We start from the raw sequence: 26231 nt of genomic DNA, 5'->3' as shown, positions 1-26231 counted from the left end.
CGAGGATCGATCGCATGCGCGCTCTCGTCCTCGATGCCGTCCGCGGCACGCCCGTCGTCCGCGACGTTCCCGCCCCCGCGCCGCCGGAGGGCGGCGTCGTCGTGCAGGTGCAGGCGACCGGCCTCTGCCGCAGCGACTGGCACGCGTGGGCGGGCCATGACGACATCGCCTTCCCGCATGTGCCGGGCCACGAGCTCGCCGGAGTCATCTCGGCGGTCGGTGCGGGCGTGCAGCGCTGGAGTGTCGGCGACCGCGTGACCGTGCCGTTCATCTGCGGCTGCGGCCGCTGCCAGTGGTGCCTCGCGGGTGACGCGCAGGTGTGCCCGCAGCAGGAGCAGCCCGGCTTCACCCACTGGGGATCGTTCGCCGAGCAGGTCGCACTGCATGCTGCCGACGTCAATCTCGTGGCGATCCCGGATGGCATCGACGTCGCGACCGCCGCCAGCCTCGGCTGCCGGTTCGCGACCGCCTACCGTGCGCTCGTGGGACGCGCCCGCGTCGCCGAGGGGGAGTGGGTGACGGTGATCGGCGCGGGCGGCGTCGGGCTGAGCGCCGTGATGATTGCCCGCGCGCTCGGCGCCAGGGTCGTGGCCGTCGACCGCAATGCCGCCGCGCTCGAGCTGGCTGCGTCGCTCGGGGGGGAGCACGTCGTGCTCGCCGACGGCCGGGACGTGCCGGAGGCCGTCGCCGCGATCACCGGCGGCGGCAGCCACGTCTCGGTGGACGCGGTCGGCAGCGAGCAGACCGCGTCGGATGCGGTGCTGAGCCTGCGCAGGCGCGGACGGCACGTGCAGGTCGGCCTGCTGCCGCCCGTCGGCGGGCATCCGCGCGTGCCCATGGCCCGCGTGATCGCGTGGGAGCTCGACCTGCTGGGCAGCCATGGCATGGCCGCGCGCGACTATCCCGCGATGCTGGCGCTCATCGAGCAAGGCGTGCTCGAGCCGCAGCGCCTCGTCGAGCGCACCGTGGGCCTCGAAGAGGCAGGCGTGCTGCTGCCGGACTTCGACCGCTCGACGGCAGCAGGCATCACGATGATCGATCCGCGTCGCTGACCTGAGCGGACGCGTCGCCGTCGGACGTCTTGCTGGCGCTGAGCCGCTCCACCGTGCCGGCCTTCAGTCGCTCGGCCTCGTCGATCGTGAAGCCCGCGGCGACCACGAGGGGCAGCGAGCGTCGGGTGAAGTGCTCGCCCGCGGTGGGCACCGTGACGCGCTCGAGGAGCTGCTGTGTCCAGCGAATCGGCGTCCAGCTGCTGCCGATGTGGTCGAGCAGCAGCAGTCGCCCGCCGGGCACCAGCACGCGATGCATCTCGGCGACCGCCCGTGCCGGGTCGGGCACGCAGCACAGCGCGAGCGCGCAGACGACGGTGTCGAACGAGGCATCGGCGAACGGCAGCTGCTGGGCGTCGCCCTCGCGCAGTTCGACGGCGCGGCCGAGCTCCGCGGCGCGCTGCCGAGCGATCGCCAGCATGCCGCTGCTGATGTCGATGCCGGTCACGGCGGCGTCTGTCGGATAGTGCGGCAGCGTGAGTCCGGTGCCGATAGCGACGTCGAGGATGCGTCCGCCGGCCCGTGCGCCCAGCCACGCCCGCCCGCCGGAGAGCCAGAGGCGCTCGACCACCGCCATGCTGCGGTCGTAGCGCGCCGCATCCTCGTCGTAGATCCGGCGCTGCCGCTCGATCGCGGATTCCTCCGCGCGCCCTCGGCGGCCCATCAGGCCGCTTCGGTCGGGGAGTTCGCGTCGACGACGGCTCGAGCCTCGCGGATGGCCGGCAGGTAGCGCTCCATCGCGACGCCCTCGATGTCGTGGAGCATGCCGCGCAGGCGCGCCGGCACCTGCAGCGAATCCTTGCCGTAGTGGCTGATCTCCTCGACGGCGAGGCGCACGTGGTCCTCGATCGACTGCGGGTGGTGCACGATGCGCACGGCGCCCTCGTCGTCGACGATGTACGGGCTGGGCGACTGTCGCTGCACGAGGCGCCGCAGGATTCGGTGGAGCTCGTCGATGCACTGCACGGCGGTGGTCGGGTCGTTGATGCCGGGGGAGAGGGCGCGCTCAGCGACGTCGACGAGCTGGCGGATGCCGAAGGAGACGTCTTGCCACAGCTGCCGCTCGGCGCCGAGGCCGATGGAGGCGAAGAGCTGCTCGGTGGCGCCCGCGTCGAGCTCGTCGATGCCCCACACGCGCAGCATGTTCTGGCCCTCGGTGAGGAACTCGCCCACCGGCCGGTCGACGGTGACGACCACGTCGTTCGACTTCGCCCAGCTGACGAGGCTGCCGTAGTCGAGATAGGTGATCTGGCCGTGCCGCTTCTGGGTGGATACCTCCACGCGTGGCGCCCCCTGCGCGGGCGACCAGGTCGTGCCGAGCGGGCTCGACTGCTCGTCCGCGGGCTCGGGATACATCTTGTCGGCGAGCGCGAGCGTGCGGTCGCCGATGCGCGAGATGACCTGTGCGACCTGGATGGATGAGGTGATGTGGTGGATGAACGCGAGGAAGAAGCCGACGCTCGCGAGCACCAGCAGGAACGCCACCGTGACCGAGAGCTGCGGCACGAATACGTCTGTCTCGCCATAGTCGCCGCGCACCGAACGGGTGGCGGTGAGCGCATAGACGAAGCTCGCCGTGAAGACGCCCAGCGTGCCCTGCGTGACGCGGCTGTCGAGGAACCCGCCGAGCGCGCGGGGCGTGAATTGGCTGCTCGCCAGCTGCAGCACGACCATCGTGATCGAGAACACCAGGCTCGTCATCGAGATCATGCCGGTGGCGATGGTCGACAGCAGCCCTCTGGCGCCCTCGGGGCCGCCCTGGAAGACGTAGGCGAAGCTGCCGAAGACGTGCTCCTCGAGCATCGGCAGCACCGAGCCCAGCACGATCGCTCCCACGGCACACGCGACGGGGATCGCCCAGAACGGCTTCCACAGATCTCGCCACCAGGACGCGCCCTGCACCTGGGGCACCCCGCCGCGGGCTCGGCCTGCTGACTGCTTATCGCTCATGCGGTCCTCTCGTGGCTGCCCGACCCGGTCGCCTCAGTCTAGGTACCGCGCTCGGGGCGTCAGCGGAGCTGGCCGCAGCTCACCCGTGCGCGGGATCGGAGAGGCCCTCGACGGCATCCCCGTGCCGGTCGCAGACGGTGAGCCGCACGGCGGCGCTGGGTCCGAGGAATGCGCGCGCGTGCTCGGGCAACGGCACGCGCGAGACCCACCGGCCGGGCGCGGCATCCTCGTCCGGCAGCGGCTCGCCACTGGGGGTGTAGTCGCGCAGCGGCACGGCGACATCCGACAACCACACGGCCCAGGCGGCGAGTCTGCCGCCGGTGGCGCCGATGTCGACGATGAGCGTGTCGTTGAAGTCGGGCGTCGCCTCCAGGTGGTCGCCGAAGTCGAACACCCCGCGCCGCTGTCGCAGCGAGAGCAGCCGCAGGTCGAGCTTGTAGCGAGCGGTCTCCGACGACTCCGGGCGCGCGGTGGGGTCGGCGATGAGGAAGGTCGTGACGAGCGGCTGCGGCTTGTCGGCGTCGTCGCGCGGCAGTTCCAGCACGACGGGGCAGTGGTGCGCGGCGACCTGCTGATGCATGAGGATCGGCAGGCCGCGCACGGCCAGCTCGACCTCGGCCTGCCAGATCACGTCGTCGCGGCGCGTGCCGGGCAGTCGGACGCCCACCAGGTCTGCCGTGACCTCGAGATCGCCCAGCAGGAAGCGGCGCAGGTTCTGATAGCCCTCCTCGGAGTTCACGATGCCGTAGCGGCCCGAGTGGCTGCGGTGCACGAATGCGAAGCGGGCGCCCGGCACGTAGGCGTTGTCGATCTGCACCAGCCCGTCGCTCTTGGAGCCGACGAGGCGCGCGGAGAGGCCCCCTGCCACGGCGTAGTCCTCGGGATTGGTGCCGATGAGCGTGAAGATGCGGTCCTTCGGGAAGGCATCGTCCGGCACGGTGCGCGGATCCCAGCCATCCGGCACCGGACCGGGCTCGTCGCCGGGGGTGAGGAACTCCCACATGCGCTGCGGCCCGAAGATGTCGGCGCCGTTGATGCCGAACGCATCTCGCGCCTTCTCCAGCAGCCCGAACCCCAGCTCGAACTCGATCCCGCCGTGCGGCGTGGCGTAGGTGAAGAGCCGCTCGACGTAGTCGACCGCGGTCTTCGGCTTCGCGCGCACCCGCTGCCGGTCGGGGATCACCTTCTGGATGAGCGATCGGCAGATCAGTCCGCCCATTGAATGCGCGACCAGGAAGACGCGAGGCGCCCCGGTCTTGCGCCGCACGAGCTCGATGAGCTCGAGCAGGCTCTCGGCGGCATCTTCGAGCCGGTACTCCTGCGGCTTCTCGCCGAAGGTGGATGCCGAGATGTCGTAGAACCGGTGGATCCAGATGGTGGCGGGGTCGACCGTGCCGTTGTCCTGCGCGGTCAGCCACGCGAGCTGGCCGCCCTTCACCTTGAGGTCGTAGTCGTGGTCGAGCATCAGCCGCAGCAGCGGACTCTCGAACTGGTACAGCGTCGGCGTGCCGCGCGCACCGACCCGCACGTGGGTGGAGCCGACGTTGAAGCCGTAGAACGGGTCGTCGGTCTGGGTGTCGATCCCGCTCTGCCCGCCGGCATAGCCGCGGACGTAGATGATCGGCAGTCGCTCCGTCATGGCGCACCTCCCCGGGCGCCGGACCGGCGTCGTCGTCGGCTGGCACCTTCAAGGATGCCGCGCGCGGGCGCTGAGGGCGAGCCCCTTCTTCGCGGCAGATCGGCCCTACCGCCTCAGCGATATCCGATCTATCGTTGAGTATCGCCGACAGTCGGTGAGCCGAGGAGGGCACCATGCACGGAACGTTCGGAAGCGCTGGCTTCGATGGGGCACGAGGATTCGACCGCGGCCCGGGCGCGCACATGTGGGAGGCGATGGACAGCCTGCGCACCGCGTTCGATCGCCGTGGCGGATCGCGCATGGGACGCGGCGACGTGCGCGCGGCGGTGCTCGCGCTGCTCGCGGAGCGCCCGATGCACGGCTACCAGATCATCCAGGAGATCGAGGAGCGCAGCGACGGCGCGTGGCGGCCCAGCCCCGGCTCGGTCTACCCGACCCTGCAGCTGCTGGCCGACGAGGGCCTCATCACGGCGGCGGAGGCGGACGGACGCAAGACCTACTCGCTCGCCGAAGGCGGCCGTGCGGAGGCGGATGCCGCCAAGGATCGCCACGCGTGGCTGCCGCAGGGCGACCGCGAGCAGTCCGGATTCTCGGCGCTGCCGAAGGCCGGCATCGACCTCGCGCAGGCCGCCGCCCAGGTCGGCCGCACCGGGAGCCCCGAGCAGGTGCAGCAGGCGGTCACCGTCCTCGAGGACGCGCGCCGTAGGCTCTACTCGATCCTCGCTCAGGATTGAGCAGCGCGCCGCCGGCGCGTCGGGTCGAGGAGAGCCGATGACCGCCGCCGACCACCCACGCGCTCGCTACCGCCGCATCCTGCGCTTCGCCGCGCGCCACCTCGCCATCACCTGGTGGTTCGAGATCCTGCTGCCGCGCCTCGGCCTGTCGGCGCTCGCCGCGCGCGGTCGCAGCCGGAGGATGACGCGCTTCGCACGGCGCTTCCACGCACTGGCGATCGATCTCGGTGGGCTCATGATCAAGGTGGGGCAGTTCATGTCCTCCCGCCTCGACGTGCTGCCGCCCGAGATCACGCGCGAGCTCGAGGGGCTGCAGGACGAGGCGCCGGAGGTGCCCTTCGAGCCGCTGCGCCGCGCGATCGAGGACGACTTGGGGATGCCGCTCGAGCGCGCATTCGACGCGATCGAGCGCGAGCCGCTGGCCGCCGCCTCGCTGGGGCAGGCGCATCGCGTCACGCTCGCCCGCTTCGACGCCGACGCGCTCGGCAGCGACCAGGCGGTCGTCAAGGTGCAGCGTCCCGGCATCCAGACGATCGTCGACGTCGACCTCGCGGCGCTGCGGGTCGTGGGGCGCTGGCTGAGCCGGGTGCGCCTGGTCTCCGATCGCGTCGACATGCCGGTGCTGGTCGAGGAGTTCGCGACCACGAGCCTCGCCGAGATCGACTACCTGCAGGAGGCCGCGAACGCCGAGCGCTTCGCTGCCGACTTCGCCGACCAGCCCCGGGTGGCGGTGCCGCACGTGGTGTGGGAGCGCACCACGCGGCGCGTGCTCACGCTCGCCGACGTCACCGCGATCAAGCTCACCGATCTCGACGCGCTCCGTGCCGCCGGGATCGACCCCAGGGAGGTCGCGCAGGAGTTCGCCCGCGTCATGTTCGACCAGCTGTTCGTGCACGGCTTCTGCCACGCCGATCCGCACCCCGGCAACCTCTTCGTCACGCCCAGCACGGATGCGGACAGCACCGATGGAGCCAGCACGGTCGCGTGGCAGCTGACGTTCATCGACTTCGGCATGATGGGGCGGGTTCCGGAGAGCACGCGTCGCGGGCTGCGCACGCTGCTGATCGCTGCGGCCGCCCGCGACGGGCACGGCATGGTCGAGGCGATGCGCGAGGTGGGGGCGCTGCTGCCCTCGGCGGACACCGCCGAGCTCGAGCGCGCGATGCAGCACGCCTTCGCTCGCTTCGGCGGCATGGGCTTCGCCGAGCTGCGCGAGGTCGACCCGCGCGAGTTCCGCGACTTCGCGCTCGAGTTCCAGGAGCTCATGCGCGCGCTGCCCTTCCAGCTGCCGGAGGACTTCCTGCTCGTCATCCGCGCCATGTCGCTGACCTCCGGCGTCTGCAGCTCGCTCGACCCGGCGTTCAACCTCTGGGACGCGGTCGAGCCGTACTCGGCCCGGCTGCTGCGCGACGAACGCGGCAATCTCGCGCAGGATGTCGCGCGATCTGCGTTCACGTCAGCGCGCCGGATCGTGCAGCTGCCAGCCCGGCTGGATGCGGTGCTGACGCGCGCCGAGGAGGGCCGGCTCGCCGTCTCTGCGCCGAAGGCCGAGCGCAGCCTCGTGCGGCTGGAGCGCGTGGCCCGCCAGCTCGTCTCCGCGGTGCTCTTCGCGGGTCTTGCGGTGGCGGGCGCGCTGCTGCGGGACGAGCAGGAGGTACTGGGCACCACGCTGCTGGTCATCGCGGTCGTGCCGCTGCTGCACGCAGTGCTCGCTGGCCTGGCCGCGCGGCGCAGGCGACGCTGACCCGCGGCCCGCGCGGTCAACGTGCGATGTCGGCGGCGAGCAGCCGGGCTGGGCGCGCTCGCGCCCAGCCCGGTCCGCTCGTTACGGCAGCACGTTCCGGTCGGCCGCGGCTCCGCGGCTGACGCGCGCGGCAGCCTCCTCCGTCGATGCGCCGGCATTGCTGAGCGCCACGATCGAGCCGGTCTTGGTGAACTCATCGTCGATCGCCGCGCTGTGCTTGTGGGTGGCGAGGCTGACGACCACGGCCACGAGCATGGCGAGCACGAAGCCGGGGACGATCTCGTACAGCGTGAAGAGCTCGATACCGGTCGCCTTCTCGAGCGCGTCCCAGATGAACACGGTCGCGGCACCCACGATCATGGCGGCCAGCGCGCCCCAGTTGGTGAGCTTGCGCCAGTAGAGGCTCAGCAGCACGATCGGGCCGAAGGCGGCACCGAAGCCCGCCCACGCGAAGCCCACGAGGCCCAGGATCGTGTCCGACGGGTTGAGCGCCAGCAGCCCGGCGATGATCGCGACGACCAGGACGCAGGCGCGGCCGAGGATGACGAGCAGCTTCTGCGACGGCTTCTCCTTCGTGAACACCTGGAACAGGTCCTCGACCAGCGCCGACGAGCACACGATGAGCTGGCTCGAGATGGTCGACATGATGGCGGCGACCACCGCCGCCAGCACGAGACCGGCGACGAAGGGGTGCAGCAGCGCCTGCGCCATGACGAGCACGACCGTCTCGGGGTTGTCGAGCGTGATGCCGCTCTGCTGGATGTAGGCGATGCCGACGAAGCCCGCGATGACGGCGCCGATCAGCGAGATGACCATCCAGCTGATGCCGATGTTGCGACCGGCCTTGGCCGCGTGCACATCCCTGAGCGCCATGAACCGCACGATGATGTGCGGCTGACCGACGTAGCCCAGGCCCCAGGCGAGCGCCGAGATGATGCCGATGACCGCCATGCCGTCGAGATCAGCGGGGAACAGGCCGGTGAGCTCTGCGCCCGACGCCTCGACGCCGCTCTGCACGCCCTCGAAGCCGCCCACCGTGACGAACGCCATGATCGGGATGATGATGAGCGCGAGGAACATCATCATGCCCTGCGCGACGTCGGTGAACGATGCTCCCAGGAAGCCGCCGAAGAGCGTGTAGCTGAGGGTCACGCCCGCGACCAGGAGCATGCCCCAGGTGTAGTCGACGCCGAACGACGCCTCGAAGAAGACTCCGCCGGCGACCATGCCCGAGGAGACGTAGAACGTGAAGAAGACCAGGATGACGACGCCCGCGACCAGGCGCAGCAGCCGCGTGCGGTCGCGCAGACGGTTCTCGAAGAAGCTCGGGATGGTGATCGAGTTGTTCGACACCTCGGTGTAGGCGCGCAGCCGCGGCGCGACGAACTGCCAGTTCAGGAAGGCGCCGACGGTGAGACCGATGGCGATCCACGCTTCGATGAGTCCGGCGGCGTAGATCGCGCCCGGGAGACCCAGCATGAGCCAGCCCGACATGTCGGAGGCGCCGGCGGACAGCGCCGCCGTGAACGGGTTGAGGTTGCGACCACCGAGCATGTAGTCCTCGTGGCTCGAGGTCTTGCGTGCGGCGTAGACGCCGATCGCGATCATCGCTGCGAAGTACAGCCCGATCGCGATGATCTGGAATGTGATGTCTGACATCGTCGTTCCCCTCGTTTCGGTCGACGGACAGCGTACTCACATGTCATCCATAGACGCGAACGCCGTTTCCGAGTCCTGCTTCTGTGCCCAAGCCAAGCGCGGATCGTGGCCGAGCGATAGTCCCCGCATGGCGCGTTCCGGGTTGCGGCTCGCGCATCCACCGCGTCAAAGACTTGCGCCGAGTTTGTTTGTACGCTCTACTAACATTCATGACGACGGAGTCCCTGCCTGGCCACGCTCTGCGGCCGACCGCGAAGCGGCTGCCGGGACAGGCGCGGGCCCACAACCTCTCCCTCGTGCTCCAGACGCTGTGGCGCAAGGGCAGCAGGAGCCGCGCTGACATTGCCCGCGCGACGGGCCTCACACGCGTCACCGTTTCGGACCTCGTCGCGGAACTCATGTCCAACGGCCTCATTGTCGAGCTCGGCACTCGCGAGGACATCCGGCCGGGCAAGCCGGCCACGCTGCTCGGGCTCGATCGGGACGCGTTCCAGATCATCGGCGTCGACCTCAGCGCTTCCGAGCAGTTCCGTGGCGCCGTGCTCGATCTCGACGGCACCGTTCTCACGACGATCGAGGCGCCGCTCGACGCCGTGACAGGCGATGCGGCCGTCGCGAAGGTCATGACCCTCGTGGCGGACCTGCTCGCGGAGACGACCGCGCCGGTGCTCGGCATCGGCATCGGATCGCCTGGCGTCGTCGACGCGAGCGGCGTCGTCCTGAGCGCGCCGAACCTGGGCTGGACACGCCTCGATCTCCAGGCTCAGACCTCGGCGCGATTCGATCATCCCGTCATGGTCGCCAACGATGCGAATGTCGCGGCGCTCGCCGAGCACAGCTTCGGCGGCGCCGACGCGGACTTCATGATCATCAAGGTCGGCCTCGGTGTCGGTGCCGGACTCCTCCTCGGCGGGCAGCTGCTCCGAGGGAGCCGCTTCGCATCGGGCGAGATCGGCCACGTCGTCGTCGGTACCGATGGCGGAGACCGATGCGTCTGCGGCAAAGACGGATGCCTCGAAACCTGGCTGGCCGTGCCCCGCCTGGCAGCCAAGTTGGAGCACGCGACCGCGAGTGCCGCGGACGACGTGCTCGAGCAGGCCGGACGTCGACTCGGCATCGCGATGGCCCCGATCGTCGGCGCGCTGAACCTCGCCGAGATCGTGCTCAGCGGCCCCACGGCGCTGCTCGACGGCGTGCTCGCATCCGCAGCACTCGCATCGATCCGTGAGCGGACGATGGCCGAATTCCACGGAGCGCTGACGCTGCGCATGACCGAACTCGGTGACGACATCGTCACGCGAGGCGCCGCGGCGATGGTGCTCTCGAGAGAGCTCGGCGTCTCATGACCCCACACCAACCCAGATCCCTCGTGCCCACATCAGAGTCGATCACAACATAGAGGAGAACGAATCGTGCGAATGGCAACGAAGCTCGGCGCGCTAGCAGTCGCAGGCGCTCTGATACTCACCGGATGCAGCTCCGGTGCGACGACCGAAGAAGAGGAGGCCGCCCCGGCGACCCTCGTCATCGGCAACAACGGTGACGCGATCACCTGGGACCCCGCAGAGATGAAGGAAGGCGCGATCATCCAGTACGCGGATGCCGTCTACGACTCGTTGCTGAGGAGGACGGCGGAGTCGACCATCGAGGGAAACCTCGCCACGGAGTACACGTACAACGACGACCTCACCCAGCTCACGCTGGAACTTCGCGAAGACGTCGTCTTCAGCGACGAGACCCCCTTCGACGCCAACGCAGTCGTCGTCAACATCGACGCTCGCAGGGCCGGCGCCGGCAGCGCTTCCGAAGCCGCGAAGACGATCACCGAGGTCGTCGTGGTCGACGACTACACCGTGCAGCTGAACCTTGCGGCACCGAATCCAGGTCTGCTCTCGGCCCTGGCCACCTACCTCGGGTTCATGGCCAGCCCGGCCGCCATCGAGGCGGGCACGCTCGGCAGCGATCCGGTGGGAAGCGGGCCATACACCCTGAACCAGGCCGAATCCGAGCCTGCCGTGAGCTACATCTTCGATGCCAACCCGGACTATTGGAACGCCGAGGCGTTCCCGTTCGACACGATCGAGATCCGACCGTACGAGGACTTCTCGGCCCGCTACAACGCACTCGCGACCGGCCAGATCCAGTTCATGTACGGGACATCCGACATGGTCGCGCAGGCGGAGTCGGACAACCTCACGGTGCAGACCGTGCCAGGCGAGTGGCAGGGCATCATCATGCAGGACCGTGCGGGCACCGTACTCGAGCCGCTCGGCGATGTTCGGGTGCGGCAGGCGTTCAACCACGCGCTCGATCGCGAGGCGATCCTCGAGACCTACTACAGCGGATTCGGCCAGGTCTCGACGCAGACGTTCAACCCTGCCAGCGAGGCATGGGTGGAAGACCTCAACGACGCATACCCGTACGACCCAGAGCGGGCGAGGGAGCTGCTCGCGGAGGCCGGCTACCCCGAGGGCTTCTCGATCCCGATCTCCTACTCGGAGGGCTTCATGTCGCCGCTGGTGCCGATCGTGGCCCAGTACCTCGCCGACATCGGCGTCGAGGTCGAGCAGGTTCCGATCAACGGCTTCGCCAATGGCGGTCTCGACACGCTCATCGGTCAGCCCGCGTTCATGCTGTCGTTCTCCACGAACATCCCCGCCTGGACCGACGTGCTGAACAAGCTCACCCCGGATTCGCTGTGGAACAACTTCGGCTACACCGACGAGACCGTCTCGAGGCTGCTCGAGGAGATCCCGCTCGCGACCGGCGATGAGCAGGCAGCGCTCTATCAGGAACTCAACACCCACCTGGTCGAGGAGGCGTGGTTCGCGCCGATCGTCACCCAGCAGAACATCTACCTGTCCTCCCCGGAGATCTCAGTGACGATGCAGCAGGCTCAGTTGGTGCCGAGCCTGCGCTTCTTCGCCCCGGCCAGCTGACCAGTCGGTGGGGCGGACCACCGGTTCGCCCCACCGCACCCTCAACCAAGGAGCCACCATGTTGCGCTTCATCGCGCGCCGCGTCGCCGCGGGCATAGGCCTGGCCTTCGCTGTGGTGACCGGTATGTTCTTCTTCCTGAAGCTCACGGGCACTGACCCTGCCAGGGGCGCCCTCGGCCTCTATGCCACGGAGGAGCAGGTCGAGACCCGCCGCCTGCAGCTCGGTCTCGACCGTCCCATCGTCGAGCAGTACCTCGACTGGCTCGGCCACGCCCTGCGTGGAGATCTCGGGATGTCGTCGGCGCAGAACACGCCAGTCATCGACCTGATCGTCACGAGACTTCCCGTCACCGTGTCCCTCGCGCTCGGCGCCATCATCGTCGCAGCCGCAGTCGGCGTCGTGCTCGGGCTCGTCGCCGCCATCAAGCCCGGGCGCTTCGATCGATTTCTGCAGGTCATCATGGTGCTCGGTTTCGCGCTCCCGAACTTCTGGGTGGCGATCATCCTGGCGATCATCTTCGCCGTGAACCTGCAATGGTTCCCCGCGACCGGATACACCCACATCTTCGACTCTCCGAGCGACTGGCTGCTCAGCATCACCCTCCCGGTGATCTCGCTCGCCATCGGGTCGATCGCCGCGATCGCACAGCAGCTTCGCAACTCCGTGATCAACGTCTACAGCCAGGACTACATCAGAACCCTGCGCAGCCGGGGGCTTCCCTCGCGGAACATCCTGCTCACCCACGTTCTGCGCAACGCCGCGCCTCCCGCTCTCACGATGCTCTCCCTGCAGTTCATCGCCGCCATGAGCGGGGCCGCGATCATCGAGCGGGTGTTCGGCCTGCAGGGCATCGGATCGGTGGCGATCTCTGCCAGCGGCAACAGCGACATCCAGGTGATCATGGGCGTCCTCCTGTTCACCGTGGCCCTCGTGGTCCTCGTCAATCTGACCGTCGACGTCGTCTACGGCGCCCTCAACCCGAAGGTGCGGAACGCATGACCTCAGCAGCGCAACTGACGCCGACCGACAGCCTCCGGTTCAGGCGACTCAAGCGGTTCGCCCGCAACCCCCTTGGGATGGGGGCCGCGGCGGTGCTCCTGGCCATCCTGGTGCTCGCGGTCTTCGCGAGGCAGCTCGCCCCGCACGACCCCAACCTCATCGAACTCTCTCAAACCCTGCAGCCACCGAGTGGCGAGCACCCGTTCGGCACCGATGCCAGCGGACGTGACGTGCTGAGCCGCCTGCTCTGGGGGGCGCAGGTCAGCCTGCAAGCCGGCGCGATCATGATCGGCACCGCCATCCTCTGCGGGGTGCCGACCGGGCTCCTCGCCGGCTACTACTCCAGATGGTTCGACGGTGTGGCCAACTGGTTCTCCAACATGCTGATGTCACTGCCGGAGATCCTCATCATCATCGTCGTCATCACGTCGCTCGGCAGCGGCCTGGCACCGACAATGGTGACGCTGGGGGTGCTCGCGTCTCCCGACCTGTTCCGCCTGACCCGCAGCGTCGTCGTGAACGTGCGCGACGAGCTCTACATCGACGCCGCTCGCGTCTCGGGCCTGAGCGACATTCGCATCATCTTCCGACACATCCTGTCGGTGGTGCTCGGACCGCTGCTCGTGCGCGCGTCCTTCGTCTTCGGCCTCGCCATCATCGTGCAGTCCGGGCTCGAGTTCCTCGGGTTCGGCGACCCGTCGCGGCCCAGCTGGGGCGGCATGCTCAGCTCCGCGTTCCAGACCATCTATCGCGCGCCAGAACTCGTCATCGCCCCCGGCGCGGCAATCGGCCTGACCGTGATGGCCCTCGTCGTCTTCGGCGCCGCCATGGCCGATGCCCTGGGCGCCGACCGTGGCGACCGCACGAAGAGGCCGAAGCGGCAGCGCGCGTCGGCGGCAGTGCTCGCCGAACCGAGCCTCGATGTCTCGACCACCGACGGCGCCGTGGTCGAGGTGACGGATGCGCTGCTGCTCGTCGACAACCTCCGCGTGACCTACCCCGGAGACGGCGAGACCGAGAAGTCGGTCGTCCGTGGCATCTCCCTTCACGTCGACCGAGGCGAGGTACTCGGTCTCGTCGGCGAGTCGGGCTCCGGCAAGTCGCAGACATCATTCGGCATCCTGGGGCTTCTGCCGCCCGAGGCGAGAGTCTCCGCGGCGCGCATGACGCTCGGAGGCACGCCCCTCATCGGTGCCACCGAGCAGCAGTTGCAGGCCCTCCGTGGCACCCAGATGGCGTATGTGCCACAGGAGCCGATGTCGAACCTCGATCCGTCGTTCACGATCGGTACGCAGCTGACCAAGCCGATGCGCCACAAGCTGGGCATCAGCAAGGCCGAGGCGAGCAAGCGGGCACGTGAACTCCTCGACCGCGTCGGCATTCCCGACCCGGTCCGCACCATGGCGGCCTATCCGCACCAACTGAGCGGAGGGATGGCGCAACGCGTGCTGATCGCCGGCGCCGTGTCGTGCGACCCCGAGCTCCTCATTGCAGACGAGCCCACCACGGCCCTGGACGTGACGGTGCAGGCAGACGTGCTGAACCTGCTTCGCGAGTTGCAGCGAGAGCGGAACATGGGCATGATCCTCGTCACGCACAACTTCGGAGTCGTCGCCGACATCTGCGACCGAGTGGCCGTGATGCAGGAAGGCGTGATCGTGGAGCAGCGCGGTGTTCGTGAACTCTTCGATGCGCCGCAGCACGCGTACACCCGCATGCTGCTCGAGGCGACACTCGAGGACGCGCGCCCTCGCTCCGAGCGCCCGGCAGGGATGGGGGCGCTGGGATGACCGAGACGGACCACGTCGCCGAGGCGCGGCTCCTCGAGGTCACGGACCTCAACGTCGACTATCGGGCGAAGGGCTTCCGTCGCACGCCGTTCCGCGCGCTCACGAACGTGTCGATCTCCATCGACCGCGGTACGACGCTCGGTCTCGTGGGGGAGTCGGGTTCCGGCAAGACGACACTCGGACGCGCGATCCTCGGCCTCGTCCCCGCAGAATCCGGCAGCATCCGATTCGAGGGCGAGGAGATCTCTGCGCTCTCGACACGGCACCGACGCCGCCTCAGCCGCGACATCGGGGTGGTCTTCCAGGACCCGTACTCCTCCCTCAACCCGGCGATGACGATCGAGGCGATCCTTGCGGAGCCGCTCGCGGCGAACGGGATCGGCCGCGTCGATGCGTCGCAGCGGGTTCGACGGCTCCTCGACAGCGTCCAGCTCCCGACCGACGCGGGCCGGCGCCTGCCCCGTGAGTTCTCCGGTGGGCAACGACAGAGGATCGCGATCGCCCGCGCGCTTGCCCTCGAGCCGAAGCTGATCGTGTGCGACGAACCAGTCAGCGCCCTTGACCTCTCCACCCAGTCGAAGATCCTCGAGCTCTTCATCGACATTCAGGAGCAGACCGGTGTCTCGTATCTCTTCGTCACTCACGACCTCGCCGTCGTGCGGTACATCAGCCATGAGGTCGCGGTCATGCTCGGCGGCGCGATCATCGAGACCGGCGGAGGCGAGACCGTCACCTCCGCTCCGGAGCACCCCTACACGAAGAAGCTGCTCCTGGCGTCACCGGTGCCAGACCCGGAACGCCAGGCCGCGCGTCGCCAGGAGTACATGCAGCTCAGTTGACTCGCCCCCCCATGCACCGACCAGACCAACCACCGCACACGCACGACAGCTAAGGAACATCACACGTGGAATTCGGATTCAGCTCCTACTCCTTCTACCAGCAGCTTCGCACCGGCCGCATGAGCATGCTGGATGTCATCGACTGGATCGCTGAGAGCGATGGGACCCACATGGAGATCGCGACGGTTTCGCTCTCGCCCGAGATCTCGAACGACACGTCGAACCTCGATGAGGACCCGGAGCTCGTTCAGGCGATCAAGCAGCGGGCCGCGGAACGTGGGGTGATCCTCTCCAACCTCGTCGTGCCCGCGAACTTCCTCGGCCACGACGATGACCTGCAGCGCGACCTCGCCCGGCTCAAGCGCCATATCGACATCGCGGCCGAGCTCGGCATCATGCTGTTCCGCCACGACGTCGCGAAGTGGGCGCACAAGGCGAAGGATGTCGCAGAGTTCGAGGCGCTCCTTCCCCGCATGGTGGAACACTCGAAGGCGATCGCCCAGTACGCCGCCCAGTACGGCATCACGACGAGCGTCGAGAACCACGGCTTGCTCATGAACGGCAGCGAGCGGGTCAGACGACTCATCCACCTTGTCGATGAGCCCAACTTCAAGACGACGCTCGACGTCGGGAACTTCCTCTCGGTCGATGAGAATCCTGTCGTCGCGGTAGCCGAGAACGCACCGTATGCGTCGATCGTCCATCTCAAGGACTTCTACATCCGTGATCAGTTCCCGGGCCAGGGTTGGCACCACACGCCTGGCGGCAAGTACCTCCTCGGATCGATCGTCGGCTACGGAGACCTCGACATGCGGGCAATCATCGCCGGGGTCAAGGCCTCCGGCTTCGACGGATTCGTCTCCATCGAGTTCGAAGGCATCGAAGAGTGCCTCATGGCCTGCGAGACGGGCCTCGCCAATGCCAAGCGCATGTTCGCCGAAGTCTGAGGGGGAACAGCATGAGCACATTGAGCATCGGGATCATCGGCGCCGGCAGCATCTCGCACATGCATCTGCAGTCGTACGCGGCGCATCCGAGCGTCGACATCGTGGCCATCCACGACATCGACGTCGATCGCGCGAAGCAGGTGGCCCGGACCTACGGGGCCACGAGGGTGCACGCAGCGCTCGCCGATCTGCTCGCCGATGACGACATCGACGCGGTGAGCATCTGCACATGGAACGACAGTCATGCCGAGCTCGCCATCGCGGCGCTCGACGCGGGCAAGCATGTGCTCGTCGAGAAGCCGCTCAGCAAGACGGTCGCCGAGGCGGAGGCGATCGCCGATGCGGTCGCGCGCTCCGGCAAGCATCTGCAGGTCGGCTTCGTTCGCCGATTCGCCTCGAACGCCACGGTGCTGAAGTCGTTCATCGACGCGGGTGAGCTCGGTGAGATCTACTACGCCAAAGCCGTGAACATCCGCCGTCTCGGCAATCCCGGCGGCTGGTTCGCGGACTCGAGCAGGTCGGGCGGAGGTCCACTCATCGACATCGGCGTGCACGTGCTGGATATCTGCTGGTACATGATGGGCAGCCCTCGCGCCATGAGCGTGAGCGCATCGACGTACCGCCATCTCGGCAATCGCGCCAATGTCACCTCGCTGTCGCGCTACAAGGTGGCGGACTACGATCCATCGCAGAGCGACGTCGAGGATCTCGCAGTCGCCTTCATCCGCTTCGACAACGGCGCGACCCTCACGCTTGAGGCCAGCTATTCGCTGCATGCCGCGCAGGACCACCTCGGCATCAGCCTCTATGGCGTGCACGGCGGGGCGGAACTCGAGCCGGAGCTTCGAATCGTGACCGAGAAGGTCGACACCGTGCTGAACATCAGTCCCCAGGTCGATCACCGCACCTTCGACTTCGACGAGGGCTTCGCGAACGAGATCGCTCACTTCGTCTCGCTCTGCCTCGGCCAGGCGGAACCGGTGGCTCCCGTGGAGCACGGCGTCGAGATCATGCGCATCCTCGCCGCTGTCTACGAGTCGGCCGCGAGCGGCCACGAAGTCATCATCGGCGACGCGGGCCAGTAGAGGGATGGAGACTGCGGATTCCCGTCCCATCCGGGTCGGTCTTGTGGGGTGCGGGAATGTCAGCCGTCAGTACCTGCGCAACACCGCCGCGAGCGAGGAGCTCACGGTGGTGGCCTGTGCGGACCTCGTCGGGGCGCGCGCAGAGTCTGTCGCGCGCGAATTCGGCGTTCCGGCGGCGTTGCGCGTCGATGCGCTCCTCGCCGATCCCGAGATCGATCTGGTGCTGAACCTCACGCTGCCGAACGCGCACGCCGACGTGACCCTCCGGGCGTTCGAGTCGGGCAAGCACGTCTATACCGAGAAGCCCCTCGCCCCGGACTTGGAGGACGCTCGAACGATCGTCGCCGTTGCGCAGCGACTCGGGCTCGGGCTCGGCAGCGCCCCGGATACCGTGATGGGAGCTGGGCTCACGACGTGCGCCAGGTTGATCGCTGAAGGGGCCATCGGGCAGCCGATCGGCGCGAACGCGTTCATGATGAGTGCGGGCCCCGACCGGTTCCATCCCGCGCCGGAGTTCTTGTTCCGTCCAGGGGCGGGCCCACTGCTCGACATCGGGCCCTACTTCGTCACGGCACTCGTCGCGTTGCTGGGACCGGTGAGCAGCGTCGCGGGTCTGGCAAGCACGCCGCGCGGCGAGCGGGTGATCCGGGTCGGCGACCGCGCCGGGACTCCGTTCGCCGTCCAGACGCCGACGCATGTCGTGAGCTTGCTGAACTTCGCGAGCGGCGTGCTCGGCACTCTCGTCACGAGCTTCGACATCGTCGGAACGCGCACGCCCGGCTTCGAGATCCACGGAACGGCGGGGAGCCTCATCGGCCCCGCAGCCAACTCCTGGGGCGGCCCGGTGCTCCTGAAACGGGACGGCGATCACGACTTCACCGAGGTCGACATCGGTGCGGGTGCGACCCCCGGCTTCATGGGGATGGGCCTCATCGAGATGGCCCGCGGCCTCAGAAGAGGGAGCACGCCGACGGCATCGGGCATTCGGGCGCTCCATGTGCTCGACGTGCTCAACGGAGTGCTCGCGTCAGCGCACGCCGACGGCGCTGCCACGGTCATCACACCGCCACATGCCGAGAGCATGTCGTCGAGCGGCTGGAGGGCAGCGTGAGAGTCGGACTCGACATCGGCGGTACGAAGACCGCGGCACTGCTCATGGACGATCATGGCACCATCCAGCACGAATCGGTGCGACCGACCGGCTACGGGGCGACCGAGGTCATTGCGACCGCCGTGGCCGCCGCACACGAACTCGCCGCCGTCGCAGGCATGGCTACCTCAGGCTTCTCCTCCGTCGGCGTCGGCGTCCCGGGCGTCGTCACGGCGACCTCCGGCACGGTGAGCCACGCCGTGAACCTGGGACTCGAGAACCTGGAGCTCGGCAGCATCCTCGCCGATCGACTCGGCACGCGTGTACATGTGGAGAACGACGTCAACGCGGCCGCGGTCGGGGTCTACCATCTGCTCGCAGAGCCGGCCACGCACTCGATGGCGTACCTGAATCTCGGCACTGGTCTCGCTGCGGGACTCGTCCTCGAGGGGCGGATCTGGCGAGGTTCACGCGGCACCGCCGGGGAGATCGGCCACATCCCCGTCGATCCCGATGGGCCACTCTGCGCGTGCGGTCAGCGCGGCTGCCTCGAACTGGTCGCATCTGGCTCGGGCATCGCCCGCATGTGGCCGACCGAGAGCCCGCGCCCGATGGAGGCGCTGCATGCTGCCGCCATCAATGGAGACTCCGTCGCCGCCGACGTCTTCACCAGGTTCACGCAGAACGTCGCAGCCAGCGTCAGGGTGCTCGTGCTCAGCGTCGACGTGGACAAGGTGGTGATCGGCGGCGGGATGAGCAGTCTCGGCGCTCCGCTCATCGACGCCGTCGCCACCGTGCTCGACGCCTGGGCAGTCGAATCGCCGTTCCTCGACTCCCTCCAGTTGGCCTCCAGGGTGGAATTGCTGCCCGACGGCTATTCAGCCGCCGCCGTTGGCGCCGCACTCGTCGGCGGCGAATCCCCCACAGAGCTGCAGCCGACCTGCAGCTGATCGGCGGCGGACTCAGGACACTGCGGCTGCTCTGGGACCCGCCGGGCTGTCGTTGTTCAGGTGGAGGGGCGGTCAGGTCTCGCGCTCGGGTGCATCGGCGCGCATGCTCCAAGCGATCGCCCAGAGTGCGAGGATCATCGTGACGGTTGCGCCCGCCGCCCAGAGGCCAGCCGCCGCCGACACGACCACCTCGAAGATGAAGGAGGTGACGCCGACGACGAGCGCCGACACGACCACGAGCGTCACGATGAGCAGCCGATTGCCGAGCAGCACGACGCGGCGCTTCACTCGTTTGGCGAAGTGCAACCGGTGGACGACCACGGGCGTCATCCCAAGCAGCGTTGCGAGCGCGGCGACGGCGACGAGCACCAGGTAGTGCACCAGCTCACGCGCGTCGAGGTCTTTGAAGCCGCTCTGGAACGCCACCGCGAGCAGGAAGCCCGAGATCAACTGCGTGCCGGTCAGCACGACGCGGAGCTCTTGCAGGATGTCGCCGAAGTTCCGATCGGCTCGCTCATCGGGAGTCTCGTCCCGCCCGCGATCATGCGCAGTCACCCGGGCATCATCTCACCCGGTTGCTCAAAGGTCAGTGATTGCGCAGCCGCTCGATCAGCTCGGCCTTGCGAAGGTCGGAGTAGCCCTCGATGCCGAGCTCCTTCGCGCGCTGCTGCAGCTCCTCCACGGTGCGATCCTCGTAGTCCTCGGCCTCGCCGCCGCGCTCGCCGACCGAGGAGCGCCCGTCGCGGGCCGCGGCGTTCGAGATGCGCGCCGCCTTCTCCTTCGAGTCGCCCTCGTCGCGCAGCTTCTGGTAGAGCTCCTCGTCCTTGATCTGCGGTTCCGGCATCAGAATCCCCTTCCTCCTGTGACGGGCACGATCGCGCCCGAGACGTACGACGCCTCCTCGCTGGCGAGGTAGACGTAGGCGCCGGCGAGCTCGGCGGGCTGCCCAGCTCTGCCCAGCGGCGTGTTCTTGCCGAACTCCTCCACTTTCTCGTCCGGGAAGTCGGTGGCGGGGATGAGCGGCGTCCAGATCGGGCCGGGGGCCACGCCGTTGACGCGGATGCCCCGCTCACCCAGCTCGGTCGCGAGTGCCTCGACATAGGCCACCAGCGCCGCCTTGGTCATGGCGTAGTCGAGCAGCCCGGCGCTCGGCTCCTCCGCCTGGATGGAGGTCGTGACGATGATCGACGCGCCCGGCTGCAGGTGCGGCACCGCCTCGCGCGCGAGCACGATCGCCGCGACCAGGTTGGTGCGGAACACCCGCTCGATCTCGGCGACCTCCATCGTGTGCACGCCGTCGCGCTGCCGCTGGTAGGCGGCATTGCTCACGAGCACGTCCAGGCCGCCGAGCGTCGCGACGGTGCCCGCGACGGCGTCCATGCAGCCCTGCTCCTCGCTGAGATCGAGCGCCATGGCGTGGAAGCGTCGGCCGGCTGCCTCGACGAGCCTGCCCGTCTCGGCGGCATCCTCGGCCTCTTCCGGCAGGTGCACGATCGCGATGTCGGCGCCCTCGCGCGCGTACGCGATCGCGACCGCCCGGCCGATGCCGCTGTCGCCGCCGGTGATGAGCGCGCGCAGCCCGGCGAGCCGACCGTGCCCGACCCAGCTCTGCTCGCCGTGGTCCGGCACGGGGTCGGTCGCCGCGGTCATGCCGGGCTGCTGCGACTGCTGCTGCACCGGGAAGTCATCGCTGCGGTGCTTCGTCCTGGGGTCGTGCTCGGTCATGCCCCTGCTCCGTGTCGTCGGCGTCGTCGTAGGCGGTCTCGGCGCTGTCGTCCGCCGCGCTGGCGGCAACCGCACCGTCCACCAACGCTACGCGCCGACCGCGGGCTGTCAAGGGCCGGCGCACCGTCAGCAGCGCGATGCCGAGGGCGATCGCGGCGAGGCCCGCCCAGCCGATCGGGCTGGGGCGCTCACCGACCACAGCGACCGCCAGCAGCGTCGCCACCACCGGCTCGAGCAGCGCGATGGTGGTCGCGGTCGAGGAGCGCAGCACCCGCAGGCCGTAGCCGAACAGCAGGTAGGCGAGCGCCATCGGCACGAGCCCCAGGTAGCCGATGGTGGCGAGCCCGGCCGGGGAGCCGAGCGGGCCGATCCCGACCAGCGCGAGCCACGCGAGGCACGCGGCGCCGCCGACCAGGAAGAGCGCCCCCATCGCGCCCGTGGACGGCGCACCGCGCCCGATGAGCCGTGCGCCGGCGAAGGCGTACAGCGCGTAGCCGAACCCGGCGGCGAGCGCGAGGACGACGCCGAGCGCGGCGCCGGCGGGATCCGCCGCGGCGGTGCCGTCGGTCGCGGGCTCACCGGAGACGAGCAGCACGATACCCGTGGCGGCGACCGCGGTGGCGACCGCCCAGCGCGCGTCGGGACGGCGCCGGTCGACGAGCCACTCCAGCAGCGCGGCGAAGATCGGGCCGGAGCCCAGCGCGACGACGTTGCCGACGGCGACGCCCGCGAGCGCCATCGCCGGGTAGTAGCCGGCGGGGTAGAGCACCACGCCGACGGCGCCCGCCAGCACCCAGCCGAGGTGCGCACGCTGCCGCAGCACGGCCGCGACCCGCCGGGCAGAGACCGCCGCGAGCACCAGACCGCCGATGCCGAACGTGGCGAGGCCGATCGCGAGCGGGTTCGATCCTGCCGGGGCGAAGTGCGCGACGGTGCCGGTGGTGCCCCACAGCACGGCGGCGAGCAGCACGGCCACGGCGTGCATCGGACTGCGCTGCTGCACGGGGATCGACACGAGGCGATCCTACGGATGCGCCCGGGCGGCGCATGCCAGCATGGCTCGCATGCGACATCGGATCTCCGAGCTGCTGGCGGGCGCCGGTCTGTTCCTGCGCGGCTTCGGCACCTGGGCGTCGAGCCCCGGGCTCATGGTGCTCGGCGCCGTGCCGGCGCTCATCGTCGGCAGCCTCATGCTCGCGCTCGTGATCCTGCTGGGCTTCCAGGTGGGCGGATGGGCTGCAGCGCTGACCCCGTTCGCCGACAGCTGGGATGCGCAGTGGTCGGGGCTGCTGCGCCTGGCGCTCGGGGTGGGCCTGCTCGTGGGCGTCATCGTGCTGTGCGTGCTGACCTTCGTCGCGGTGACGCTCGCGGTCGGCGACCCGTTCTACGCCCGCATCTCGCGCTCGGTCGAGGAGCGACTGGGCGGCGCGAGAGCGAGCGAGGAGCCGGGCTTCTGGGCATCCGCGCGACGGGGCCTGCGCGACGCCGCGGTGCTCATCGGCATGGCGATCGGCACCGCCGCGGTGGTCTTCGTCGTGGGGCTCATCCCCGTCGTGGGCACGGTCGTCGGCATCGCGCTCGGCGCGATCCTCGGCGGGCGGGCACTCGCTCGCGAGCTGACCGGGCACGCCGGCGACGCGCGCGGCATGACGCTCGCGGAGCGGCGCGCCCTGCTGCGGTCGCGGCCGTGGCGCTCGCTCGGCTTCGGCATCGTCGCCTACCTGCTGCTGCTCATCCCCGGCGTCGCCGTGGTGGCCACTCCGGTCGCGATCGTCGGCGCGACCCTGCTGGTGCGCGACCTGCGCGGCGAGCCGACCACGGCGCCCAGAGCCGGGTCGTAGGCTGGGGAGTCAGCCAGCCCGAGAGGTTCCATGCTCATCGCAGCTTCCGTCCGCCGCGCCACCACCGACGAGATCGCCGAGTGGGATGCGCTCATCGAGACGAACCCGGACGGCGGCCACATGGTGCAGTCGCGAGCGTTCGCCGAGACCAAGCGATTCGACGGTCTCGAACCGGTCTTCCTCGTCATCGACACCCCGGCTCGGGCCGACGGCGATGCGACGGTCAGGACGGAGCGCATCCACGCCCTCGCCCTCGAGGGCACCGTCTCGCTCGGCCGCTACTGGTACCTGCCGATGGGGCCGACGGCGACGCGCATGGGCCCGGTCGTCGAGGCGCTGCGCGAGTTCGCCTCCCGCGAGCGCGGGCTGCTGGTGGTCAAGATCGAGCCGCACCTCGAGCGCAGTCCCGAGCGCATCAACGAGCTGGTCGCGATGGGGCTCGAGCAGAGCCGCGACATGCAGGTGATGACGCACACGGTGGTGCTCGATCTCACGCAGGGCGAGGAGGAGCTCTTCGCCTCGTTCTCGCAGATGATCCGCCGGCAGGTGCGGGGTGCGACGAAGAAGGGCTACCGGGTCGAGCGGCCAGAGCCCACCCAGGAGACCTTCGACCGCATGTACGCGATGATGCACACCGTCGCGGGCGGCAAGGGCATGGCGGGCATGCGGGAGCGTGCCTACTACGACGAGTTCTGGGGCCGGTTCACGCGCGCCGGCGCGGGCCGCTTCTACTTCGGCTACGACGACGACAGCGGCGAGCCGCAGGCCGGCATCTTCGTCACCACCGTCGGCAAGACCGCGGTCTACAAGGACGGCGGATCCCGCCCGGATCGGAAGATCAACGGCGGCTCGGCGCTGCTGCTGTGGACGGCCATGCAGGACTGCATCGCCGACGGCAAGCTCGCCTTCGACCTCGCCGGCACGCCGCCGCCCGAGCGCGCCGACGACCCCACGCATCCGTTCCACGGCCTCGCGCAGTTCAAGCTGCGCTTCGGGCCGATCTCGAGCTTCCTGCCCTCGTTCGACCTGGTGCTGCACCCGGTGCGGCACCGCGTGTGGGAGCAGCTCGTGCGCCGCGTCGAGTGGCGCATCAAGCCGGGCCCGGACACGCTGCGATGACGACCGCCGTCCGCTTCGCGACCGACGACGAGATCGCGCGCTGGGATGCGCTGATCGAGCAGAACCCCGACGGCGGGATCATGACGAGCGCCCGCGCGATGGGCGAGATCAAGCGCTACGACCGGCTGACGCCGCGCCACCTGGTGATCGAGGGTCCGCAGACCGTCTACGCGCTCGCCCACGAGGGCACCGTGTGGCTGGGTCGCTACTGGTACATCCCGCTCGGGCCGACCTGCGACGACCTGGAGGGCATGGTCGCGGCCATGCGCGCCTTCGGCGAGCAGCAGGACGGGCTGCTGGCGATCAAGGTCGAGCCGCACCTGCTGCGCACGCCGGAGCTCATCGAGCGGATGGAGTCGACCGGCGCCGTGCGCAGCCGCGACATGCAGCTGCTCACCCACACGGTCGTGCTGGATCTCACGCTCGGCGACGACCTCATCATGGAGTTCCAGAAGAAGCTCCGGTCCTCGATCCGGGGAGCCGAGAACAAGGGCTACCGGATCGAGCGGATCGAGGCGCAGGACGCGACCGAGCACGACTTCGAGCGCTTCTACGACCTGCTCAAGACCATCAACGGCGGGCAGGGCGTCGCCGCGATGCGCGAGTACGCCTACTACCGGCTGTTCTGGGGCGAGTTCGCCAAGACCGGCAACGGACGGTTCTACTTCGGCTACGACGACGACGGCGGTGAGGCACAGGCGGCGATCTTCGTCACCCTCGCGGGGCGCACCGCGGTCTACAAGGACGGCGGCTCGCGTCCCTCGCGCGCCATCGCCGGGGGAGCGGCGCTGCTGCTCTGGCGCGCGATGCAGGATGCCGCGAGCGACGGCAAGGTCGCGTTCGACCTGTGCGGCACCCCGAAGCCCGAGCACATGGACGACGAGACGCACTGGTACTACGGCGTCGGCCAGTTCAAGAAGAAGTTCGGCCCGGTGGTGAGCTACCTGCCGTCGTTCGACGTGATCCTGCGCCCCATCCGCCACCGCCTGTGGGAGCGCATCGTGCGGCGCATCGAATGGCGCATCAAGCCCGGCACCGACGCACTGCGATGAGGAGGCCAGCATGACGACCCCGTGGACGATCCGCCGAGCGCGGCAGGACGAGCTCACCGACTGGGATGCCCGGGTCGAGGCGAATCCCGACGGCGGCCAGTGGACGCAGGGGCTGGCCTACGCACGCCTCAAGTCGACCGAGCGCCTGCGCCCGGTCTTCCTCGTGCTCGAGGGGCCCGCCACGGTGCACGTGCTCGCGCTCGAGCACCGCAGCCTCGCGGGCAGGTTCTGGTACCTGCCGCTCGGCCCCGGCGCGCGCTTCGAGGATCTGCCCGGCATCGCAGATGCGCTGCGCGCCGCCCGCGACGATGTCACCAAGGGCGTCTTCGCGGTCAAGGTGGAGCCGTACGAGCTCGATACGACAGAGCGCCGCGACGCGCTGCGGGCGGCCGGCTTCCGGGTCGCGAACACGGTGCAGCAGAACATCCACACCGTGCTCGTCGACCTCACCCCGCCCGTCGATGACATCTTCGCCGGCTTCAACAAGAAGCTGCGCAACCACATCCGCAACGCCATCAAGCACGGCTACCGGGTCGAGAAGCAGGAGCCGGGGGAGGCGACCTACCGGCAGATGTACGAGCTGATGCAGACCGTCGCCGGCGGCAAGGGCGTCGACACGATGAAGTCGTACGACTACTACCGCACGCTGTGGGGCGAGCTGTGCGACCGCGGCCAGGGCCACTTCTGGTTCGGCTACGACGGCGCGCACGAGGGCCCGCAAGCATCGGCGTTCATGATCGGCTTCGGCCGCTACGCACTCGCCAAGGACGGCGGCTCGGTTCCCGACCGCGCGATCCGCGGCGGCGCGCACCTGATGCGCTGGACCGCCATGCAGTGGTTCAAGGAGCAGGGGCGGGAGGTCTACGACACCTACGCGACACCGCCGTCGTGGGCGGCGGACGACGAGTCGCATCGCATGCACGGCCCCGGCATCTTCAAGCGCCTGTTCGGGCCGATCGTCGATCACCTGCCGAGCCACGACCTGGTGCTCGACGAGCCTCGCTACCGCATGTTCCTGCGGCTGCTGCTGCCGGTCGAGCGCCGCGTGCGGCGCCGCCCGTGGGGCATCTGGTAGCGGG

General features: G+C 69.2%; 24 protein-coding genes. 16 read left to right on the top strand and 8 right to left on the bottom strand.

Annotated elements, in window-relative coordinates:
- The first annotated feature begins 14 nt into the window (after window positions 1-14).
- Window positions 15-1052 carry a zinc-dependent alcohol dehydrogenase family protein gene (locus tag ABG090_RS07275; RefSeq protein ID WP_347753761.1) on the top strand — a complete coding sequence of 346 codons (1038 nt, stop codon included), beginning with the start codon at window positions 15-17 and terminating at the stop codon, window positions 1050-1052.
- On the opposite strand, the gene ABG090_RS07270 is transcribed toward ABG090_RS07275, so the two are convergent.
- The 3 genes from ABG090_RS07270 to ABG090_RS07260 all read right to left on the bottom strand — a co-directional run bounded on the left by ABG090_RS07270 (window position 1027) and on the right by ABG090_RS07260 (window position 4638).
- Entirely contained in the window at window positions 1027-1713 is a 687-nt protein-coding gene (locus ABG090_RS07270; RefSeq protein WP_347753759.1) for a methyltransferase domain-containing protein, read from the bottom strand. The two genes, ABG090_RS07275 and ABG090_RS07270, sit on opposite strands and share 26 nt — an antisense overlap.
- Window positions 1713-2999 (bottom strand): DUF2254 domain-containing protein, encoded by a 1287-nt coding sequence (locus tag ABG090_RS07265; RefSeq protein ID WP_347753758.1) that lies wholly within the window; start codon window positions 2997-2999, stop codon window positions 1713-1715. Before ABG090_RS07265 ends, ABG090_RS07270 begins: the two co-directional genes overlap by 1 nt.
- A gap of 79 nt (window positions 3000-3078) precedes the next feature.
- Entirely contained in the window at window positions 3079-4638 is a 1560-nt protein-coding gene (locus tag ABG090_RS07260) for a hypothetical protein (RefSeq protein WP_347753757.1), read from the bottom strand.
- A 173-nt stretch (window positions 4639-4811) separates the two neighbouring features.
- Between ABG090_RS07260 and ABG090_RS07255 the strand changes: the two genes are divergently transcribed.
- Both ABG090_RS07255 and ABG090_RS07250 read left to right on the top strand, forming a co-directional pair.
- The gene (locus ABG090_RS07255; RefSeq protein ID WP_347753756.1) at window positions 4812-5372 is read left to right on the top strand and encodes a PadR family transcriptional regulator; all 561 of its coding nucleotides are present in this window, start codon (window positions 4812-4814) and stop codon (window positions 5370-5372) included.
- 37 nt (window positions 5373-5409) lie between these two features.
- Window positions 5410-7116, top strand: coding sequence for an AarF/UbiB family protein (locus ABG090_RS07250; protein WP_347753755.1), 1707 nt, complete (start codon window positions 5410-5412; stop codon window positions 7114-7116).
- Between the two features lie 81 nt (window positions 7117-7197).
- Here the strand turns inward: ABG090_RS07250 and putP are convergent, their stop codons facing one another.
- Window positions 7198-8775 (bottom strand): sodium/proline symporter PutP, encoded by a 1578-nt coding sequence (gene putP, locus ABG090_RS07245; RefSeq protein WP_347753753.1) that lies wholly within the window; start codon window positions 8773-8775, stop codon window positions 7198-7200.
- Between the two features lie 209 nt (window positions 8776-8984).
- On the opposite strand from putP, the gene ABG090_RS07240 reads away from it, so the two are divergent.
- The 9 genes from ABG090_RS07240 to ABG090_RS07200 all read left to right on the top strand — a co-directional run bounded on the left by ABG090_RS07240 (window position 8985) and on the right by ABG090_RS07200 (window position 19415).
- Window positions 8985-10121 (top strand): ROK family transcriptional regulator, encoded by a 1137-nt coding sequence (locus ABG090_RS07240; RefSeq protein ID WP_347753752.1) that lies wholly within the window; start codon window positions 8985-8987, stop codon window positions 10119-10121.
- A 72-nt stretch (window positions 10122-10193) separates the two neighbouring features.
- The gene (locus tag ABG090_RS07235) at window positions 10194-11714 is read left to right on the top strand and encodes an ABC transporter substrate-binding protein (RefSeq protein ID WP_347753751.1); all 1521 of its coding nucleotides are present in this window, start codon (window positions 10194-10196) and stop codon (window positions 11712-11714) included.
- Between the two features lie 58 nt (window positions 11715-11772).
- The gene (locus ABG090_RS07230; RefSeq protein WP_347753750.1) at window positions 11773-12714 is read left to right on the top strand and encodes an ABC transporter permease; all 942 of its coding nucleotides are present in this window, start codon (window positions 11773-11775) and stop codon (window positions 12712-12714) included.
- Window positions 12711-14504, top strand: coding sequence for a dipeptide/oligopeptide/nickel ABC transporter permease/ATP-binding protein (locus tag ABG090_RS07225; protein ID WP_347753748.1), 1794 nt, complete (start codon window positions 12711-12713; stop codon window positions 14502-14504). Before ABG090_RS07230 ends, ABG090_RS07225 begins: the two co-directional genes overlap by 4 nt.
- A complete protein-coding gene (locus ABG090_RS07220; protein WP_347753747.1) occupies window positions 14501-15343 on the top strand; it encodes an ATP-binding cassette domain-containing protein in 843 nt (280 codons plus the stop codon). Before ABG090_RS07225 ends, ABG090_RS07220 begins: the two co-directional genes overlap by 4 nt.
- Window positions 15344-15408: 65 nt before the next feature.
- A complete protein-coding gene (locus ABG090_RS07215; protein ID WP_347753746.1) occupies window positions 15409-16290 on the top strand; it encodes a sugar phosphate isomerase/epimerase family protein in 882 nt (293 codons plus the stop codon).
- An 11-nt stretch (window positions 16291-16301) separates the two neighbouring features.
- Window positions 16302-17375 carry a Gfo/Idh/MocA family oxidoreductase gene (locus tag ABG090_RS07210; RefSeq protein ID WP_347753744.1) on the top strand — a complete coding sequence of 358 codons (1074 nt, stop codon included), beginning with the start codon at window positions 16302-16304 and terminating at the stop codon, window positions 17373-17375.
- Window positions 17376-17379: 4 nt separating this feature from the next.
- On the top strand, window positions 17380-18486 hold the full coding sequence (locus tag ABG090_RS07205; protein ID WP_347753743.1) for a Gfo/Idh/MocA family oxidoreductase: 1107 nt from the start codon (window positions 17380-17382) through the stop codon (window positions 18484-18486).
- On the top strand, window positions 18483-19415 hold the full coding sequence (locus tag ABG090_RS07200; protein ID WP_347753742.1) for an ROK family protein: 933 nt from the start codon (window positions 18483-18485) through the stop codon (window positions 19413-19415). Before ABG090_RS07205 ends, ABG090_RS07200 begins: the two co-directional genes overlap by 4 nt.
- Before the next feature lie 72 nt (window positions 19416-19487).
- On the opposite strand, the gene ABG090_RS07195 is transcribed toward ABG090_RS07200, so the two are convergent.
- From ABG090_RS07195 to ABG090_RS07180, 4 genes are read right to left on the bottom strand one after another with little or no spacing between them, the layout of a single operon-like run.
- A complete protein-coding gene (locus tag ABG090_RS07195; protein WP_347753741.1) occupies window positions 19488-19970 on the bottom strand; it encodes a DUF6328 family protein in 483 nt (160 codons plus the stop codon).
- A gap of 31 nt (window positions 19971-20001) precedes the next feature.
- Window positions 20002-20259: a Rho termination factor N-terminal domain-containing protein gene (locus ABG090_RS07190; RefSeq protein WP_347753740.1), complete on the bottom strand. Its 258-nt coding sequence runs from the start codon at window positions 20257-20259 to the stop codon at window positions 20002-20004.
- Window positions 20259-21140: an SDR family oxidoreductase gene (locus tag ABG090_RS07185; protein ID WP_347753739.1), complete on the bottom strand. Its 882-nt coding sequence runs from the start codon at window positions 21138-21140 to the stop codon at window positions 20259-20261. The genes ABG090_RS07190 and ABG090_RS07185 overlap by 1 nt, the downstream gene beginning before the upstream one ends.
- Window positions 21100-22155 (bottom strand): EamA family transporter, encoded by a 1056-nt coding sequence (locus tag ABG090_RS07180; RefSeq protein ID WP_347753738.1) that lies wholly within the window; start codon window positions 22153-22155, stop codon window positions 21100-21102. Before ABG090_RS07180 ends, ABG090_RS07185 begins: the two co-directional genes overlap by 41 nt.
- Before the next feature lie 49 nt (window positions 22156-22204).
- On the opposite strand from ABG090_RS07180, the gene ABG090_RS07175 reads away from it, so the two are divergent.
- From ABG090_RS07175 to ABG090_RS07160, 4 genes are read left to right on the top strand one after another with little or no spacing between them, the layout of a single operon-like run.
- Window positions 22205-22981 (top strand): EI24 domain-containing protein, encoded by a 777-nt coding sequence (locus ABG090_RS07175; protein WP_347753737.1) that lies wholly within the window; start codon window positions 22205-22207, stop codon window positions 22979-22981.
- 30 nt (window positions 22982-23011) lie between these two features.
- On the top strand, window positions 23012-24100 hold the full coding sequence (locus ABG090_RS07170; RefSeq protein WP_347753736.1) for a GNAT family N-acetyltransferase: 1089 nt from the start codon (window positions 23012-23014) through the stop codon (window positions 24098-24100).
- A complete protein-coding gene (locus ABG090_RS07165) occupies window positions 24097-25152 on the top strand; it encodes a GNAT family N-acetyltransferase (RefSeq protein WP_347753735.1) in 1056 nt (351 codons plus the stop codon). The genes ABG090_RS07170 and ABG090_RS07165 overlap by 4 nt, the downstream gene beginning before the upstream one ends.
- Before the next feature lie 10 nt (window positions 25153-25162).
- A complete protein-coding gene (locus tag ABG090_RS07160; RefSeq protein WP_347753734.1) occupies window positions 25163-26227 on the top strand; it encodes a GNAT family N-acetyltransferase in 1065 nt (354 codons plus the stop codon).
- Window positions 26228-26231: the final 4 nt, after the last annotated feature.

Source organism: Agrococcus sp. ProA11, from assembly GCF_039880525.1.
Classification (GTDB): Bacteria; Actinomycetota; Actinomycetes; order Actinomycetales; family Microbacteriaceae; genus Agrococcus; species Agrococcus chionoecetis.
The sequence above is the reverse complement of the archived record's forward strand: the minus strand, read 5'-3'. Positions and strand labels throughout refer to the sequence as shown.